Raw genomic sequence first — 14,254 nt, forward strand, 5'->3', positions numbered from 1 at the left:
CTTATTTTTTCTTGCTTCCCAATCCGCCAGACAAGCCGCTCGCCTTCAGCGCCAAGCCATTCGGATACCGCATATCCACACTCTCAATCCGGCCCTGCAAACGCGACTTCAATTGCGGATAAATCTGCACCAGCCGCGCCACACGATCTTTCAGCGTGTCCTTGTTTTGCTCACGCCCCAGCTCCACCGTCATGCCGTTGTCCAGCTTGAGGGTCCACGCATATCGACTTGATAAATCGACTTCTACCGGATTCAATTCAAGCGGCCCGAACCAGCGACGGAAATCCGCCAGCCGCGCCACCACATCCTTTTCGCTGCCATCCGGACCGGACAGGCGTAGCAACTCGCCGTCTTCTTCCGCCTCATCCAGATTGGCAGTAAACAAATCACCATGCACCGACAGCAAACGTCCATCATCGTCCCAGGTCGCCAACGGCTGATGCTCTTCGATCGACACGATCAGCTTGTTCGGCCATTCGCGCTGCACCGATGCCTTGCGCACCCAGGGCACAGATTCGAAGGCGGCGCGGACGGTGTCCAAGTTGGCGGTAAAGAAATTGCCCTTGATGCGCGGTAGCGCACTGGCGCGGATAATCAACGGATTGACCCGCCGCAATTCGCTCTGCCCGGCGCCTTCGACGCGGATTTCCCTCAACGTGAACATCGGCCTCTGCGCCAGCCACCAGATGCCAGACGCCAGCAATGCGAGCGCAGCCAGGCCCAGCAGGGCATTGGAGATTGCGTTCAGCATTTTGATGTCTTGCCACATGGTTATCGACTTTATCGTCCGAATCGTTAGGTATTGCTTTAAATATTTTCTTTAAATCTTCGCGTGTTCGTTACTTGCCATTCACTCCGGCTTCCAATCTGCGTTAGGATTCAAATCCAGCGCCGCAGAAGCCAGTATCTCAAGACACAGGTCTTCGTAACTGACGCCATCCGCCTTGGCCGCCATCGGCACCAGCGAGTGGCCGGTCATGCCCGGCGAGGTGTTGATCTCAATCAGGAATGGCTCATTGTCCGAAGCGCGCAACATGAAATCCACCCGCGCCCAACCTTCGCATCCGATCGCCTTGTAGGCCTGCACTGCCAGCGACTGTATGCGCTCGGTCAATGCGGCATGCAGCGGCGCCGGGCAGAAATACTTGGTGTCGTCGGTAAAATATTTATTCTGATAGTTGTAGTTGCCCTCCGGCGCCCGAATCTCGACGATAGGCAGCGCTCGCGCCGTGCGGCCTGCGCCCAGCACTGGCACGGTCAATTCGCGACCGCGGACGAACTCTTCCGCCAACACCACGTCATCATATTTGGCGCACAATGCAAAGCCTTCACCCATGTCGGAATAACCCGCCACTTTGCTGATGCCGATGGTCGAACCTTCATGCGGCGCCTTCAGCATCAACGGCAAACCCAGCACATCCGGCACCTGGCGCAGTTCTTCACGCGTGGCGGTATGCGCATCCAGAACAAGGAAGCGCGGCGTGGGCAAATCCACGCTGCGCCAGATGCGCTTGGTCATCACCTTGTCCATCGCAATCGCCGATGCCATGACGCCCGGGCCGGTGTAAGGAATGCCGAGTTGCTCCAGCGCTCCTTGCAATGTGCCGTCTTCGCCGTAGCGGCCGTGCAGGGCGATGAACACGCGATCAAATTTTTCTGCGGCCAGTTCCGCTAGGCTGCGCTCGGCCGGATCAAACAGATGGGCGTCGACGCCATGGCTTTGCAATGCCTTCAGCACGCCATTTCCAGACATGATGGACACTTCGCGCTCGGCCGAACGTCCGCCGAACAGTACGCCGACTTTTCCGAATTGCTTGCCTGTCATTTTTTTGCTCATCTCTTCACCCACGCCTATTGCTCTACCTGTTGCGCCAACTTGCCCGGTACGCCGCTAATCGATCCGGCTCCCATGGTCATCACCACATCGCCGTCGCGCACGATATTCAGGATCGAGGTCGGCATATCGTTGATATCTTCCACAAACACCAGCTCGGCCATGCCGGCAACCCGCAACGCATGTGCCAGCGCACGACCGTCAGCGGCAACAATCGGCGATTCTCCGGCAGCGTATATTTCGGCCAGCACCAGTACATCGACGGTCGACAGCACCTTCACAAAATCCTCGAACAGATCGCGGGTGCGCGTGTAGCGATGCGGCTGGAACGCCAGCACCAGACGGCGTCCTGGATAGGCACCGCGCGCAGCCTGGATCGTCGCCGCAGTTTCCACCGGATGGTGGCCGTAGTCGTCAACCAGCGCGAATTCACCGCTCGGCTTGCCTGCCGCGTCATGCAGTTTGATTTCACCATAGCGGGTGAACCTGCGGCCGACGCCGTTAAATTCAGTCAATGCCTGCTGGATCGCCGCATCTGCCACACCCAGTTCGCGCGCAATCGCAATTGCGGCGCAAGCGTTCTGGACGTTGTGCATGCCGGGTTGATTCAGGCTGATCGGCATCGCCGGATAGCCTTTTTGAATCACGGTGAATTGCATGTGGCCGGCGACCGCCTTGGCATCGATGGCGCGCACATCGGCTTCCTCATGGAAACCGTAAGTGGTGATCAGCTTGGAGATCTGCGGCATGATTTCGCGCACATTGGCGTCGTCCATGCACAACACTGCGACACCGTAGAACGGCAGGCGCTGTGTGAATTCGACGAAGGCCTGCTTCAGCTTGCCGAAATCGTGATCATAGGTGTCCATGTGATCGGCATCGATATTGGTGATCACTTCGATCACCGGCGACAAGTTCAAGAACGAAGCATCCGATTCATCGGCTTCAGCCACAATAAAATCACCCGAACCCAGCTTGGCGTTGGCGCCGGCACTCGTCAGGCGGCCGCCGATCACGAAGGTCGGATCCAGGCCGCCTTGCGCCAGCACGCTGGCCACCAGGCTGGTGGTGGTGGTTTTACCGTGCGTACCGGCAATCGCGATGCCGCGTTTCAGGCGCATCAATTCCGCCAGCATGACTGCACGCGGCACGATCGGAATATGCTTCTCACGCGCGGCAACCACTTCCGGATTATCCGGCTGTACCGCAGTCGACGTGACGATTGCGTGGGCCTGGTCGATGTTCGCGGCTGCATGCCCTCGGCTCACCTTCGCGCCAAGACCGACCAGACGACGGGTCGCGGCGTTGTCGCCGAGATCTGAACCGGAAATCGTGTAGCCGAGATTAAGCAGCACCTCGGCGATGCCGCTCATGCCGCTGCCGCCGATGCCGACGAAATGGATATTTTTAACTTTATGTTTCATGCTACGTCCCTGCCAATTCTTCAAGGACCTGCGCGATGGCTTGATTCGCATCGCGTCGGCCGTTTTCATATGCTGCCTGCGCCATTGTCTGGCAGTCCTCGCGCGAGATCCGCGTCAATAACGCAGCCAGGCGTTCTTTAGTCAATTCTGTTTGCGGCAAATGGATAGCCGCTTTCTGGCTCGCCATCCATTTGGCATTGTCACGCTGGTGCGACGTGGTCGACGCCACCAACGGCACCAACACGCTGGCGACACCGGCAGCGGTCAGTTCCGACACCGTGATGGCGCCGGCACGGCAGATCACCAGATCGGCATCCGCATAACGGCGCGGCATATCGTCGATGAACGCCACCACTTCCGCGCTAACGCCCGCCGCAGCATAAGCGCTGCGCAAGGCTTCAATATGCTGCTTGCCGGACTGATGCGTGACGCTGGGGCGCGATTCGGCGGGAATCAACGCCAACGCCGCAGGCAAGCAATCATTCAACGCTTTCGCGCCAAGGCTGCCGCCCACTACCAGCAAACGCAATGGGCCGATACGCCCGCCGTAGCGCTGCTCAGGCAATGGCAAGGCCATGATTTCCTTGCGCACCGGATTGCCGGTGACCAGCGCCTTGCCGGCCGCCTTGCCAAAATCGGCCGGGAAGCCGAACAACACGCGTTTGGCCAACGGCGTCAGGGTCTTGTTCGACAGCAGCAAAGCCGCATCGGCATTCACCAGCACCAGCGGTATACCGCGCAAGCGCGCCATTGCGCCGCCCGGCACCGTCACGTAGCCGCCCATGCCCAATACGACATCGGCCTGACGCTTCCCCAGAATGCGGAAGCAAGCCGGAAAGCTCAACAACATGCGCCAGACGCCACGCACCGTGTGCGCCAGCCCTTTGCCGCGCAGGCCGGCAAATACAATCTTGTCCATCTCGACGCCATGCTGCGGCACTAGGTCTGATTCCATGCCGTGCGTGGTGCCGAGCCAGGTCACTTGCCAGCCGCGCGCACGCATGGTGTCGGCAATCGCCAGGCCAGGGAAGATATGGCCGCCGGTGCCCGCGGCCATGATGACCAGACGTTTCATCGTCGCTGTCATGCCCGGCCTCCGCGCATCAGAACCCGGTTTTCATAATCGATGCGTAGCAGGATCGCCAGGCCGATGCAATTGATCAGCACGCCGGATCCGCCATAGCTCATCAGCGGCAAGGTCAAACCCTTGGTCGGCAGCAAGCCGAGATTGACGCCCATGTTGATGAAGGTCTGCACACCAATCCAGATGCCGATGCCTTTGGCGGTCAATCCGGCAAACGTCTGTTCCATCGCAATCGCCTGACGGCCGATTTCAAACGAACGCTTGATGATCCAATAGAACAACATGACCACCACCAGCACGCCGACAAATCCCAATTCCTCGCCGATCACCGCCAGCAGGAAGTCGGTATGCGCTTCCGGCAGGTAATGCAACTTCTCGACGCTGGCGCCAAGACCGACGCCGAACAATTCACCGCGTCCAAACGCGATCAGCGAATGCGATAACTGATAAGCCTTGCCCAAAGCATTTTCTTCCGCCCACGGATTCAGATACGCGAAAATCCGTTCACGACGCCATGGCGACAACCAGATCACCATCGTAAACATACCAGCCAGCATCGCACCGATGCCGCCGAACCAGATACCGTTGATGCCACCCAGAAACAGGATGCCCATGGCGATGCAAACGATCACGCCGAGCGCGCCGAGATCCGGCTCCAGCATCAACAACAGGCCGACCAGCCCGACTGCGGCAGTCATCGGCAGGAAGCCTTTGGTCAGCTTGTGCATCACTTCCTGTTTGCGCACCGTGTAATTGGCGGCGTACAGGACGATGAACAGCTTCATCAATTCCGATGGTTGCAGGTTGAAGACGCGGAACGACAGCCAGCGCTTGGCGCCGTTGACGCCACGGCCGAGGCCCGGCACCAGCACCGCTGCCAGCAGAATCAGCGTGACCACAAACAGGTATGGCGCCCAACGCTGCCAGGTCGCAATCGGAATGCGGAAAGTCAGCATTCCGGCAAACAGCGAGACGCAGATGAAAATCGCCTGCCGCACCAGGAAATGGGCATTCGTATAGTTCGCATATTTGGGCGAATCGGGCAACGCGATCGAGGCCGAATACACCATTACCAACCCAAACAGCATCAACAGCACGACCACCCACACCAGCGGCTGGTCGTACTCCATCATTTTCGAACGCTGAACGCCGTGCTTCTGGCTGTCGAGCGGACGCGACCGCGCTGCCGGCGCAGCCTCGGGTTTCGCTGAAAATGATGGGAAGGCGAATTTCATAGTCCGACCTCGCCACGCGACAAGGCCAATTCACGTACGGCGTCAACAAACACCTGCGCCCGGTGCGCGTAATTGCGGAACATGTCAAAACTGGCGCAAGCAGGCGACAGCAACACGGCATCGCCAGGCTGGGCCAGTTCAGCGGCGCGGGTGACGGCTTGTTCCAAGGTATCGCAGGCGACAATCTCGATTCCGGCAGTTTCCAGACGGCTGGCGACGGCGGCACGGATTGCCGGCGCGTCGCGGCCGATCAGCAGCAGTGCGCGGCCGTAGGCTGCCAGCGGTTCCGCCAGCGGCGCAAAATCCTGCCCCTTGCCTTCGCCACCGGCGATCAGCAACAGGCGGCTGGCATTGCCGTCGCCATCCGAGCCGCGGCCAAGGCCGTTCAATGCCGCCACTGTAGCGCCGACATTGGTGCCCTTGCTGTCGTCGTAATATTCGACGCCGCCAATGGTGGTGACCAGTTCAACCCGATGCGGCTCGCCGTGATATTCGCGCAGGCCGTGCAACAGCGGCGCGAAAGGCAAGTCAATCGCCCGGCACAAAGCCAGCGCCGCCAAGGCATTCGCCGCATTGTGACGGCCACGGATGCGCAGCGCATCGGCCGGCATCAAACGCTTGAGCGTGACCGGCAGCAATGCCAGTTGTTCTTTCTTGCTACGCCGTTTCTCGACCCGTTCCTCTTCGTCTCCCGGCACCGCTACCGACAGCCACTGCATGCCGTTATCGCTGATCAGGCCGAAGCAATCGCCATCGAGCGGCTCATCGAAGCCGAAGCTGAGGCTGCTGCCGGTATTGAATTGCATCGTCAACGGATCGTCGCGATTCAGCACGCGAATCGTGTTGGCGCCGAAAATACGCGCCTTGTCGGCGACGTAGGAATCCATATCGCCGTGCCAATCGAGGTGATCCTGGCTGATGTTCAGGATGGTTGCGGCATAAGCTTGCAGGCTGCAGGTTGCGTGCAGCTGGAAGCTCGACAGCTCCAGCACCCAGACCTGCGGCAGTGCATCTTTTTCCAGCGCACTGCGGAGTACATCCAGCGCAGCCGGGCTGATATTGCCTGCCACTTGCACGGTCAGGCCGGCGCGTTCGCACAGCAAGCCGGTCAGGCTGGTGACGGTGGTTTTGCCGTTAGTGCCGGTGATCGCGATCACTTTCGGCGCATAACCCTGGCTCTCGCGCAACGCCGCTAGTGCTTGCGCAAACACTTCGATCTCGCCCCATACCGGGATATTACGATCGGTCGCCGCCGACAAGATATCTTTCAATTCACCGGTTGGCGCCAAGCCAGGGCTGGTGACGGCAAAGTCGACGCCATCCAGCAGGCTGGCAGCAAACCCGCCGCCATCACCGGATGCAACGAATTCCACAGCTGGGATTGCCTGCTGCAGCAGCGGCAGGCGTTCCGGTGCGCTGCGCGTATCGGCCACGCGCACGGTGGCGCCGCAATGTGCCAACCACAATGCGGATGCCAGGCCCGATTCGCCCAATCCTAATACCAGAACATGTTTACCCGTATAGTTCATTACCGCAGCTCACTACCTTAACTTCAGAGTTGAAAGTCCAAACAACACCAGCATCATCGAGATGATCCAGAAACGCACCACAACCTGCGTTTCTTTCCAGCCTTTTTGTTCATAGTGATGGTGCAACGGCGCCATCAGCAATACGCGACGGCCGACGCCGAAACGCTTTTTCGTGTATTTGAAATACATTACTTGCAACATCACCGATAAGGTTTCAACCACGAAAATACCGCCCATAATGAACAGCACGATTTCCTGGCGCACGATGACGGCAACAGTGCCCAATGCACCGCCCAATGCCAGCGCGCCGACGTCGCCCATGAATACCTGGGCCGGATAGGCGTTGTACCAAAGGAAGGCCAGCCCCGCGCCAGCCATCGCGCCGCAGAAGATCAGCAGTTCGCCAGCGCCGGGAATATGCGGGATCAACAGGTATTTGGCGAAAGTCACGTTACCGGTCAGATAGGCGAACAATCCAAGCGCCGCCCCACCATGACGGTCGGCATGATCGCCAGGCCGTCCAGGCCATCGGTCAGGTTCACCGCATTGCTGGTGCCGACGATGACGAAGTAGGTCAAGGCCATGAAACCCCAGACGCCAAGCGGATAGCTGACCGTCTTGAAGAACGGTACGATCAGGTCAGCCTTGGGCGGCAGATCCAGGCTGAATCCGGATTCAACCCAGGCCAGAAACAGATCCCAGACCTGTGTGTTATTAGGCGCCGATACCGAAAACGCCAGGTAAATCGCAGCAACCACGCCGATCACTGATTGCCAGAAATATTTTTCGCGCGAACGCATGCCGTTCGGATCCTTGTAGACCACCTTGCGATAGTCGTCGACCCAACCAATGGTGCCAAAACCCAGTGTCACGATCAGGACGATCCAGACAAAACGGTTGCTCAGGTCGCTCCACAGTAAAGTCGAAATACCGATCGCGATCAGGATCAGCACGCCGCCCATGGTCGGCGTGCCGGATTTGATCAGATGCGTTTGCGGGCCATCGGTGCGCACCGCTTGCCCGACCTTCAGGCGCGCCAGCATGCGGATCACGCCAGGTCCGGCGATCAGCCCGATCATCAACGCCGTCAACGTCGCAAACACCGCACGGAAGGTGATGAAGTTGAATACGCGCAGGAAACTGAAGTCCTGCTGAAAATTTTGTGCCAGCCAAAGCAACATGTTAGTGAGTCCCCTCGGAAGTTGTACCGACCAGATGCTGAACTGCGCGCTCCATTTTCATGAAGCGCGATCCCTTGATCAGCACCGTGGTGTCTGGTGTCATGACGGCATCGAGCGCGGCTAGCAACGCTGCGATGTCGATAAAATGTTTTGCCTGCGGACCGAAGGCGGCACTAGCGTCCGCCGCCAGGTCGCCCAGCGTAAAGAATTGGGTAATGCCGCGCTGCTGCGCGTAGGCGCCGATTTCCTGATGGAATTTGCGACCTTCGTTGCCAACTTCGCCCATGTCCCCCAGCACCAGCAGCCGCGGCGCATTGGCCTGAGCGAGCACATCGATGGCCGCCCGCACAGAATCCGGATTGGCGTTGTAGGTGTCATCGATGACCAGTGCGTCGCGGCAACCAGCGACAGTTGCCAGCTTACGCTGCAAACGACCGCTGACCGGAGCAAACGATTCCAGGCCACGCTTTATCGCCGCGATGTCAACGCCGATGGCCAGCGTGCAGGCAATCGCAGCAAGCGCATTGCGCACATTGTGCTCGCCAGCCGCCGCCAGTTGCACCACGAACTTCTGGACACCGGCGACCGTCATGGCGGTCACCGCCAGCTCGCTGCCAAAGCCATTGGCCGCAGCGGCATAACTACAGCTGACATCCGCATTCGCACTCAGTCCGAACGTGATACTGCCAGCCTTGTCGGCGGCATAGCTGCGCCACAAGTCTGTGTACGGATCGTCAGCCGGGTACACAGCGATACCGCTTGCCGGCAGGCCGCGGATCACATTGCCGTTCTCCGCGGCAACCGCAGCCACGCTCGCCATGAACTCCTGATGTTCGCGCTGGGCATTATTTACCAGCGCCACCGCCGGCTCTGCAATTGCCGTCAGCACTGCGATTTCACCGGGGTGGTTCATCCCCAGCTCAACCACCGCGGCCCGGTGGCCTGCATCGAGCAGTAGCAGAGTTAACGGTAAGCCGATCTCATTATTGAAGTTGCCGCGCGTCGCCAGCGCTTTGTCAACGCCAAACGCTGCGACCAGGATCGCAGCAATCATTTCCTTGACGGTGGTCTTGCCGTTGCTGCCGGTGACGGCAATCAACGGCAGCGCGAATTGACGGCGCCAGCGATTGGCTATCGCACCCAAGGCGGCCCGAGTGTCCGGCACGACCAATGCCGGCACCGATAGCCCGGCCGGGGCACGCTCAACCAATACCGCGGCAGCACCTTTCACGATCACCTGATCGAGGAAATCGTGGGCGTCGAAACGCTCCCCACGCAATGCCACGAACAGATCGCCGGAGGTCACCGCACGGCTGTCCGTGGACAAACCACTGATCTTCAGCTGCGCATCATCCCCGGCAACAGCGGCCAAGCCTAGCCAGGATTGCAATTGAGCCAATGACGTATTCATGCGTGACCGCCTTTCATCGTGGCCCGTGCAGCGAGAGCAACTGCGGCGTGGTCTGCATCCAAAAACGGCAATTTCTTTCCTTTTATTTCCTGATAAGTTTCATGTCCTTTGCCGGCCAGCAGCACCACATCGGCCTTGGCCGCATGGCGTACCGCCCACAGGATTGCAGCGGCCCGGTCTTCCAGCGCCTGCGCGTTATGCGGCGCTTTCATTCCGGCCATGATCTGGGCGATGATGGCGCCCGGCTCTTCGCTGCGCGGATTGTCGCTGGTGACAATCACGTGATCCGCCAACTCAGCGACAGCGCCCATCTGCGGCCGCTTGCCGGGATCGCGATCGCCGCCGCAGCCGAACACGCACCACAACTCGCCGCCGCGCTGCTGCGCGACCTGGCGCAAGGTAATCAGGGTTTTCTCCAAGGCATCGGGCGTATGTGCATAATCGATAACAACCAGCGGCGCATCCTGGCCGCCGAATTGCTGCATTCGACCGGGTACTGCGACCAACAGTTCAATCGCCTTGAGCGCAGCGTCCCATGCGACACCTTTGGCCAGCAGCACCCCCAGAATTCCCAATGCATTGCTGACATTGAACAAGCCCACCAACTGCGTTTTTACCTGGCCGGAACCGAACGGGGAATCAATGTGGAACGCCGTGCCGCTGGCATTGGTGCGGATCGCCGAGGCACGTAATACTGCTACGCCCGGCGCCTCTGCATCGCCCAAGGTATATCCGATCAACGACATGGCGGCTTTTTTCTGCTGCAGATGCGTCACCAGACGCAAACCCATCGCGTCATCAAGATTTAGCACTGCCTGCTGCAATCCGGGCCAGTCGAACAGCATGCGCTTGGCAGCTTCGTAATGCTGTTCGTCGCCGTGGTAATCTAGATGATCGCGCGTGAAATTGGTAAATAGGGCGATATCGACATGCATGCCGCTCAGGCGCCCTTGGTCCAGGCCTATCGATGATGCTTCGATGGCCAGCGCACGAACGCCTTTGCCGCGCATGTCGGCCAGCGCCCGTTGCAGCAGGACCGCATCGGGCGTGGTGTAACCGGTTTCCTCGAATTCGCCGCGCTGGCCCTGCGCGAAAATGCCGACGCCCAGCGTACCGATGACGCCGGTAGTTTGCCCCAGCTGCGACAACGCATGTCCCAGCCATTGGTGCAGGAAGTCTTGCCGTTGGTGCCGGTGACGGCAACAATCTGCATGTCCTTGTCAGGTTGTCCATAATGGCTGTTGGCAATCATGCCGGCCAGCTTCTTGAGGCCGGCCACCGCCAAGTGCGGTACGCTCCATGCGGCATCCCAGTTAAAATCCGTCGTCTCATACAGCACCGCGGATGCGCCGTTTTTCAAGGCTTGCCCAATGTACGCGCGACCATCGGCGGCATCGCCCGGGTACGCAAAGAACACGTCGCCGGGCTTGACCCGGCGCGAATCGGACACCAGCTCCGCACCAGCCTGGATGACCCCGGCCAGCCATTGCCGCACGTCCTGCAATTGCGATGTTTTGCGCGTCATCACAAGCCCTCCTGCGGGCCATCCGCGGGAATGATGATGTCCGTGACATTGGTGTCAGGCGGCACATTCAAGGCCCGTAGCGCATTCGCGGCAACTGTCGCAAACACCGGCGCGGCGACGTCACCGCCGAAATGGGAACCGACTGTCGGTTCATCCACCATGACGGCAATAATCAGGCGCGGATCGGAGGCCGGCGCAAAGCCGACAAAATCGGCAATGTATTTCCTGACGTATTTACCGCCCTCAATCTTGTAAGCAGTACCTGTTTTTCCGCCGACCCGGTAACCGGGCACCTGTGCTTTCGGTGCGGTGCCGCCTGGCGCCGTCACCCGCTCCAGCATGGCCCGCATGGTCAACGCCGTCTTTTCAGAAACCACGCGCTGGCCGACCGGCGGTTCAGTGACTTTCTGGAACGACAGCGGGATCAGGTCGCCATTACGTGCAAAAATCGTATAGGCGTGCGCCATCTGGATCAGGGACACGGAAATGCCATGGCCGTAGCTCATGGTCGCCTGTTCGATCGGACGCCAGGATTTGGCCGGACGCACGCGCCCCGCCACTGCACCCGGGAAGCCGAATTTCGGCTGCTGACCGAGGCCGACGGTAGTAAACATCTCCCACATTTCCTCGGCAGGCATCTTCAATGCAATCTGCGCAGTACCGAGATTGGATGATTTCTGGATGATCTGCGCCACACTCATGGTCAGCAAACCGTGCGGATGCGAATCGCCAATGGTGGCGGTGCCGATGGTCATCTTGTCCGGTACCTGGAAGGTCGTGGTGGCCTGCACCCGGTTAGTATCCAGCGCCAACGCAATGGTGAACGGCTTCAAGGTCGAACCCGGCTCGAAGGTGTCGGTCATCACGCGGTTGCGCAATTGCGCACCGGTCAGCACCGAGCGGTCGTTAGGGTTGTAGCTGGGCAGGTTAGCCAGCGCCAGCACTTCGCCGCTTTTCGCATCGACCACGACAATGCCGCCCGCCTTGGCCTTGAACTTCTCCACCGCCTCCTTGAGCTGGGTGAAGGCAATGTACTGGATCTTGCTGTCGATCGACAGCACCAGATCCTTGCCGTCATGCGGCTCCTTGACCGCCTCGATATCCTCGACGATACGACCGAGCCGATCCTTGATGACGCGCCGGCTGCCGGTAGTGCCGGCCAATGTCTTTTGCTGCGACAGCTCCATGCCATCCTGGCCAGCGTCTTCCACATTGGTAAAGCCGACGACGTGCGCCATCACCTCGCCTTCGGGATAGAAACGCTTGTATTCCTTGCGGGTTTCAATGCCGTCGATGCCGAGCTTGACGATCTTGTCGGAAGTCTCTTGCTCGACCTGGCGCTTGAGGTAAACGAAATTGCGATCGGAATCGAGCTTCTTGTTGAGCTCGGCGTCGCTCATGTCAAGCAGTTTGGCCAGGGCTTGCAGCTTTTCCTTCGGCGCATCCTTGAGGTCGTCAGGGATCGCCCAGATCGCCTTGACCGGCACCGATGAAGCCAGCACTTGGCCGTTGCGATCGAGGATCTTGCCGCGTGTGGCCGGCAGTTCCAGCGTGCGCGCATAGCGTGAAGCACCCTGCTTCTGCAGGAAATCGGTGGACATGCCTTGCAGCCACAACGCCCGCGCGATCAGGGCCAGGAATGCGGCGAACAGGGCAAACAGCACGACGCGCGAGCGCCATACCGGCAACTTGACTTTCAGCACTGGGCTGGACGAAAAAGGTACGCCTTTGCCGGCTGCGACGCGCGCGGTATGAGAGGTGCGCGGAGGATTTCGCGTCATTTCTCCCCCACCGTCAGGTATTGGGTACGGGCCGGCGTCAACGGCACCATGTTCAGGTCGCGGGTTGCGCTGGCTTCGATCCTGGCGTTCTTGCCAAGGGTCGATTGATCGAGTTGCAACTGCGCCCACTCGATATCCAACTGGCGCGACTGGCTGGCCGAACGCTCAAGTTCAATGAACAGCTGGCGCGCCTGGTACTGCGCGTTGACAAGCGCCAGCGCGCATAGCACCAAGGCCAGCGCCAGGACAAAATTGAGACGCCCGCTCACGTACGGGCTCCGTTAGATGCAATGCCGGCCAGGCGCTCGCCGACGCGCATGATGGCTGAGCGCGCGCGCGGATTTTCCGCAACCTCGGCGTCGGAAGGCTTGATCCGCGCCAGCAGTTTCATTTCCGGCTGAGGCAGGTCGACAGCACGAATCGGCAGGCGACGGTCGGGCTGCGGCAGCCTGGCTTTGGAAGCCATGAACTGCTTGACGATCCGGTCTTCCAGCGAATGAAAGCTGATCACGACTAATCTCCCTTGCTGGGCCATCTGCCGAAATGCCTGGTCCAGTACTACCTCGAGTTCTTCAAGCTCTTGATTGATGAAAATCCGTATAGCCTGAAAGGTGCGAGTGGCCGGGTCTTTGCCTTTCTCGCGGGTCTTGACGGCGCCTGCCACGATCTGGGCAAGCTGTCGGGTCCCAGTGATGGGCCGGACTGCCCGGCCAGCAACAATCGCCTTTGCAATCTGAACAGCAAACCGTTCTTCCCCATAATCACGTACCACCTTTCCGATTGTTTGTTCATCCGCGATTGCCAGCCATTCCGCTGCCGACATGCCGCGCGTCGTATCCATGCGCATGTCGAGCGGACCATCAGCCCGAAAACTGAAGCCACGGCTGGCATCGTCCACCTGCGGCGATGAAATCCCCAGATCCAGCAGGACGCCATCCACCTTTTCAATTCCTTTTTGCTGCAGCGCCTGCGCCATCGTGGCAAAGCTGTCGTGCACGATCTCGAAGCGCGGATCGGCAATCCCGGCCGCAGTGGCGATCGCTTGCGGATCCTTGTCGAAGGCGATCAGGCGGCCGCGCGGCCCGAGGCTTTCGAGGATCTTGCGGCTATGCCCGCCACGCCCGAAGGTGCCGTCGACATAAATACCGTCCGCCCGCACGCCTTCGATTGCCAACGCACTGACAGCCTCGTCCAATAACACGGTGCGGTGCTGGAATTCGGGCACCACTTGTTCACTCATGGCAGGTCCG

10 protein-coding genes and 2 pseudogenes are annotated in these 14,254 nt (G+C 59.7%); all 12 read right to left on the reverse strand.

Annotated features, from left to right (window positions below; genetic code table 11):
- Window position 1: 1 nt before the first annotated feature.
- The 12 genes and pseudogenes from CAter10_RS18805 to rsmH all read right to left on the reverse strand — a co-directional run bounded on the left by CAter10_RS18805 (window position 2) and on the right by rsmH (window position 14,244).
- Complete coding sequence (locus CAter10_RS18805; RefSeq protein WP_061534618.1) at window positions 2-769, reverse strand: cell division protein FtsQ/DivIB; 768 nt, start codon at window positions 767-769, stop codon at window positions 2-4.
- A gap of 81 nt (window positions 770-850) precedes the next feature.
- A complete protein-coding gene (locus tag CAter10_RS18810) occupies window positions 851-1,825 on the reverse strand; it encodes a D-alanine--D-alanine ligase (RefSeq protein ID WP_231879049.1) in 975 nt (324 codons plus the stop codon).
- Between the two features lie 26 nt (window positions 1,826-1,851).
- Window positions 1,852-3,258 carry a UDP-N-acetylmuramate--L-alanine ligase gene (gene murC / locus CAter10_RS18815; protein ID WP_061534620.1) on the reverse strand — a complete coding sequence of 469 codons (1,407 nt, stop codon included), beginning with the start codon at window positions 3,256-3,258 and terminating at the stop codon, window positions 1,852-1,854.
- 1 nt (window position 3,259) lies between these two features.
- Window positions 3,260-4,333, reverse strand: coding sequence for an undecaprenyldiphospho-muramoylpentapeptide beta-N-acetylglucosaminyltransferase (murG, locus tag CAter10_RS18820; RefSeq protein WP_128083222.1), 1,074 nt, complete (start codon window positions 4,331-4,333; stop codon window positions 3,260-3,262).
- An 8-nt stretch (window positions 4,334-4,341) separates the two neighbouring features.
- Complete coding sequence (ftsW, locus tag CAter10_RS18825) at window positions 4,342-5,577, reverse strand: putative lipid II flippase FtsW (protein ID WP_061534622.1); 1,236 nt, start codon at window positions 5,575-5,577, stop codon at window positions 4,342-4,344.
- Window positions 5,574-7,106, reverse strand: a complete 1,533-nt coding sequence (murD, locus tag CAter10_RS18830; RefSeq protein ID WP_061534623.1) for a UDP-N-acetylmuramoyl-L-alanine--D-glutamate ligase — start codon at window positions 7,104-7,106, stop codon at window positions 5,574-5,576. Before murD ends, ftsW begins: the two co-directional genes overlap by 4 nt.
- A gap of 12 nt (window positions 7,107-7,118) precedes the next feature.
- A pseudogene (gene mraY, locus CAter10_RS18835) lies at window positions 7,119-8,287 on the reverse strand (phospho-N-acetylmuramoyl-pentapeptide-transferase).
- 1 nt (window position 8,288) lies between these two features.
- The gene (locus CAter10_RS18840) at window positions 8,289-9,698 is read right to left on the reverse strand and encodes a UDP-N-acetylmuramoyl-tripeptide--D-alanyl-D-alanine ligase (protein ID WP_061534624.1); all 1,410 of its coding nucleotides are present in this window, start codon (window positions 9,696-9,698) and stop codon (window positions 8,289-8,291) included.
- Window positions 9,695-11,223: pseudogene (locus tag CAter10_RS18845) on the reverse strand (UDP-N-acetylmuramoyl-L-alanyl-D-glutamate--2,6-diaminopimelate ligase). The gene CAter10_RS18840 and the pseudogene CAter10_RS18845 overlap by 4 nt, the downstream one beginning before the upstream one ends.
- Window positions 11,223-13,004, reverse strand: coding sequence for a peptidoglycan D,D-transpeptidase FtsI family protein (locus CAter10_RS18850; RefSeq protein ID WP_061534625.1), 1,782 nt, complete (start codon window positions 13,002-13,004; stop codon window positions 11,223-11,225). Before CAter10_RS18850 ends, CAter10_RS18845 begins: the two are co-directional and overlap by 1 nt.
- Window positions 13,001-13,273: a cell division protein FtsL gene (gene ftsL, locus CAter10_RS18855; protein ID WP_061534626.1), complete on the reverse strand. Its 273-nt coding sequence runs from the start codon at window positions 13,271-13,273 to the stop codon at window positions 13,001-13,003. The genes CAter10_RS18850 and ftsL overlap by 4 nt, the downstream gene beginning before the upstream one ends.
- Window positions 13,270-14,244, reverse strand: coding sequence for a 16S rRNA (cytosine(1402)-N(4))-methyltransferase RsmH (rsmH, locus tag CAter10_RS18860; protein ID WP_061534627.1), 975 nt, complete (start codon window positions 14,242-14,244; stop codon window positions 13,270-13,272). The genes ftsL and rsmH overlap by 4 nt, the downstream gene beginning before the upstream one ends.
- Window positions 14,245-14,254 lie beyond the last annotated feature (10 nt).

The sequence above is a fragment of the Collimonas arenae genome (assembly GCF_001584165.1).
Lineage (GTDB): Bacteria > Pseudomonadota > Gammaproteobacteria > Burkholderiales > Burkholderiaceae_D > Collimonas > Collimonas arenae.

What these genes read in the sequence shown, in the direction of transcription:
- CAter10_RS18805 (WP_061534618.1), bottom strand. Translation starts at nt 769, where the DNA reads ATGTGGCAAGACATCAAAATGCTGAACGCAATCTCCAATGCCCTGCTG.
- CAter10_RS18810 (WP_231879049.1), bottom strand. Translation starts at nt 1,825, where the DNA reads ATGACAGGCAAGCAATTCGGAAAAGTCGGCGTACTGTTCGGCGGACGT.
- murC (WP_061534620.1), bottom strand. Translation starts at nt 3,258, where the DNA reads ATGAAACATAAAGTTAAAAATATCCATTTCGTCGGCATCGGCGGCAGC.
- murG (WP_128083222.1), bottom strand. Translation starts at nt 4,333, where the DNA reads ATGAAACGTCTGGTCATCATGGCCGCGGGCACCGGCGGCCATATCTTC.
- ftsW (WP_061534622.1), bottom strand. Translation starts at nt 5,577, where the DNA reads ATGAAATTCGCCTTCCCATCATTTTCAGCGAAACCCGAGGCTGCGCCG.
- murD (WP_061534623.1), bottom strand. Translation starts at nt 7,106, where the DNA reads ATGAACTATACGGGTAAACATGTTCTGGTATTAGGATTGGGCGAATCG.
- CAter10_RS18840 (WP_061534624.1), bottom strand. Translation starts at nt 9,698, where the DNA reads ATGAATACGTCATTGGCTCAATTGCAATCCTGGCTAGGCTTGGCCGCT.
- CAter10_RS18850 (WP_061534625.1), bottom strand. Translation starts at nt 13,004, where the DNA reads ATGACGCGAAATCCTCCGCGCACCTCTCATACCGCGCGCGTCGCAGCC.
- rsmH (WP_061534627.1), bottom strand. Translation starts at nt 14,244, where the DNA reads ATGAGTGAACAAGTGGTGCCCGAATTCCAGCACCGCACCGTGTTATTG.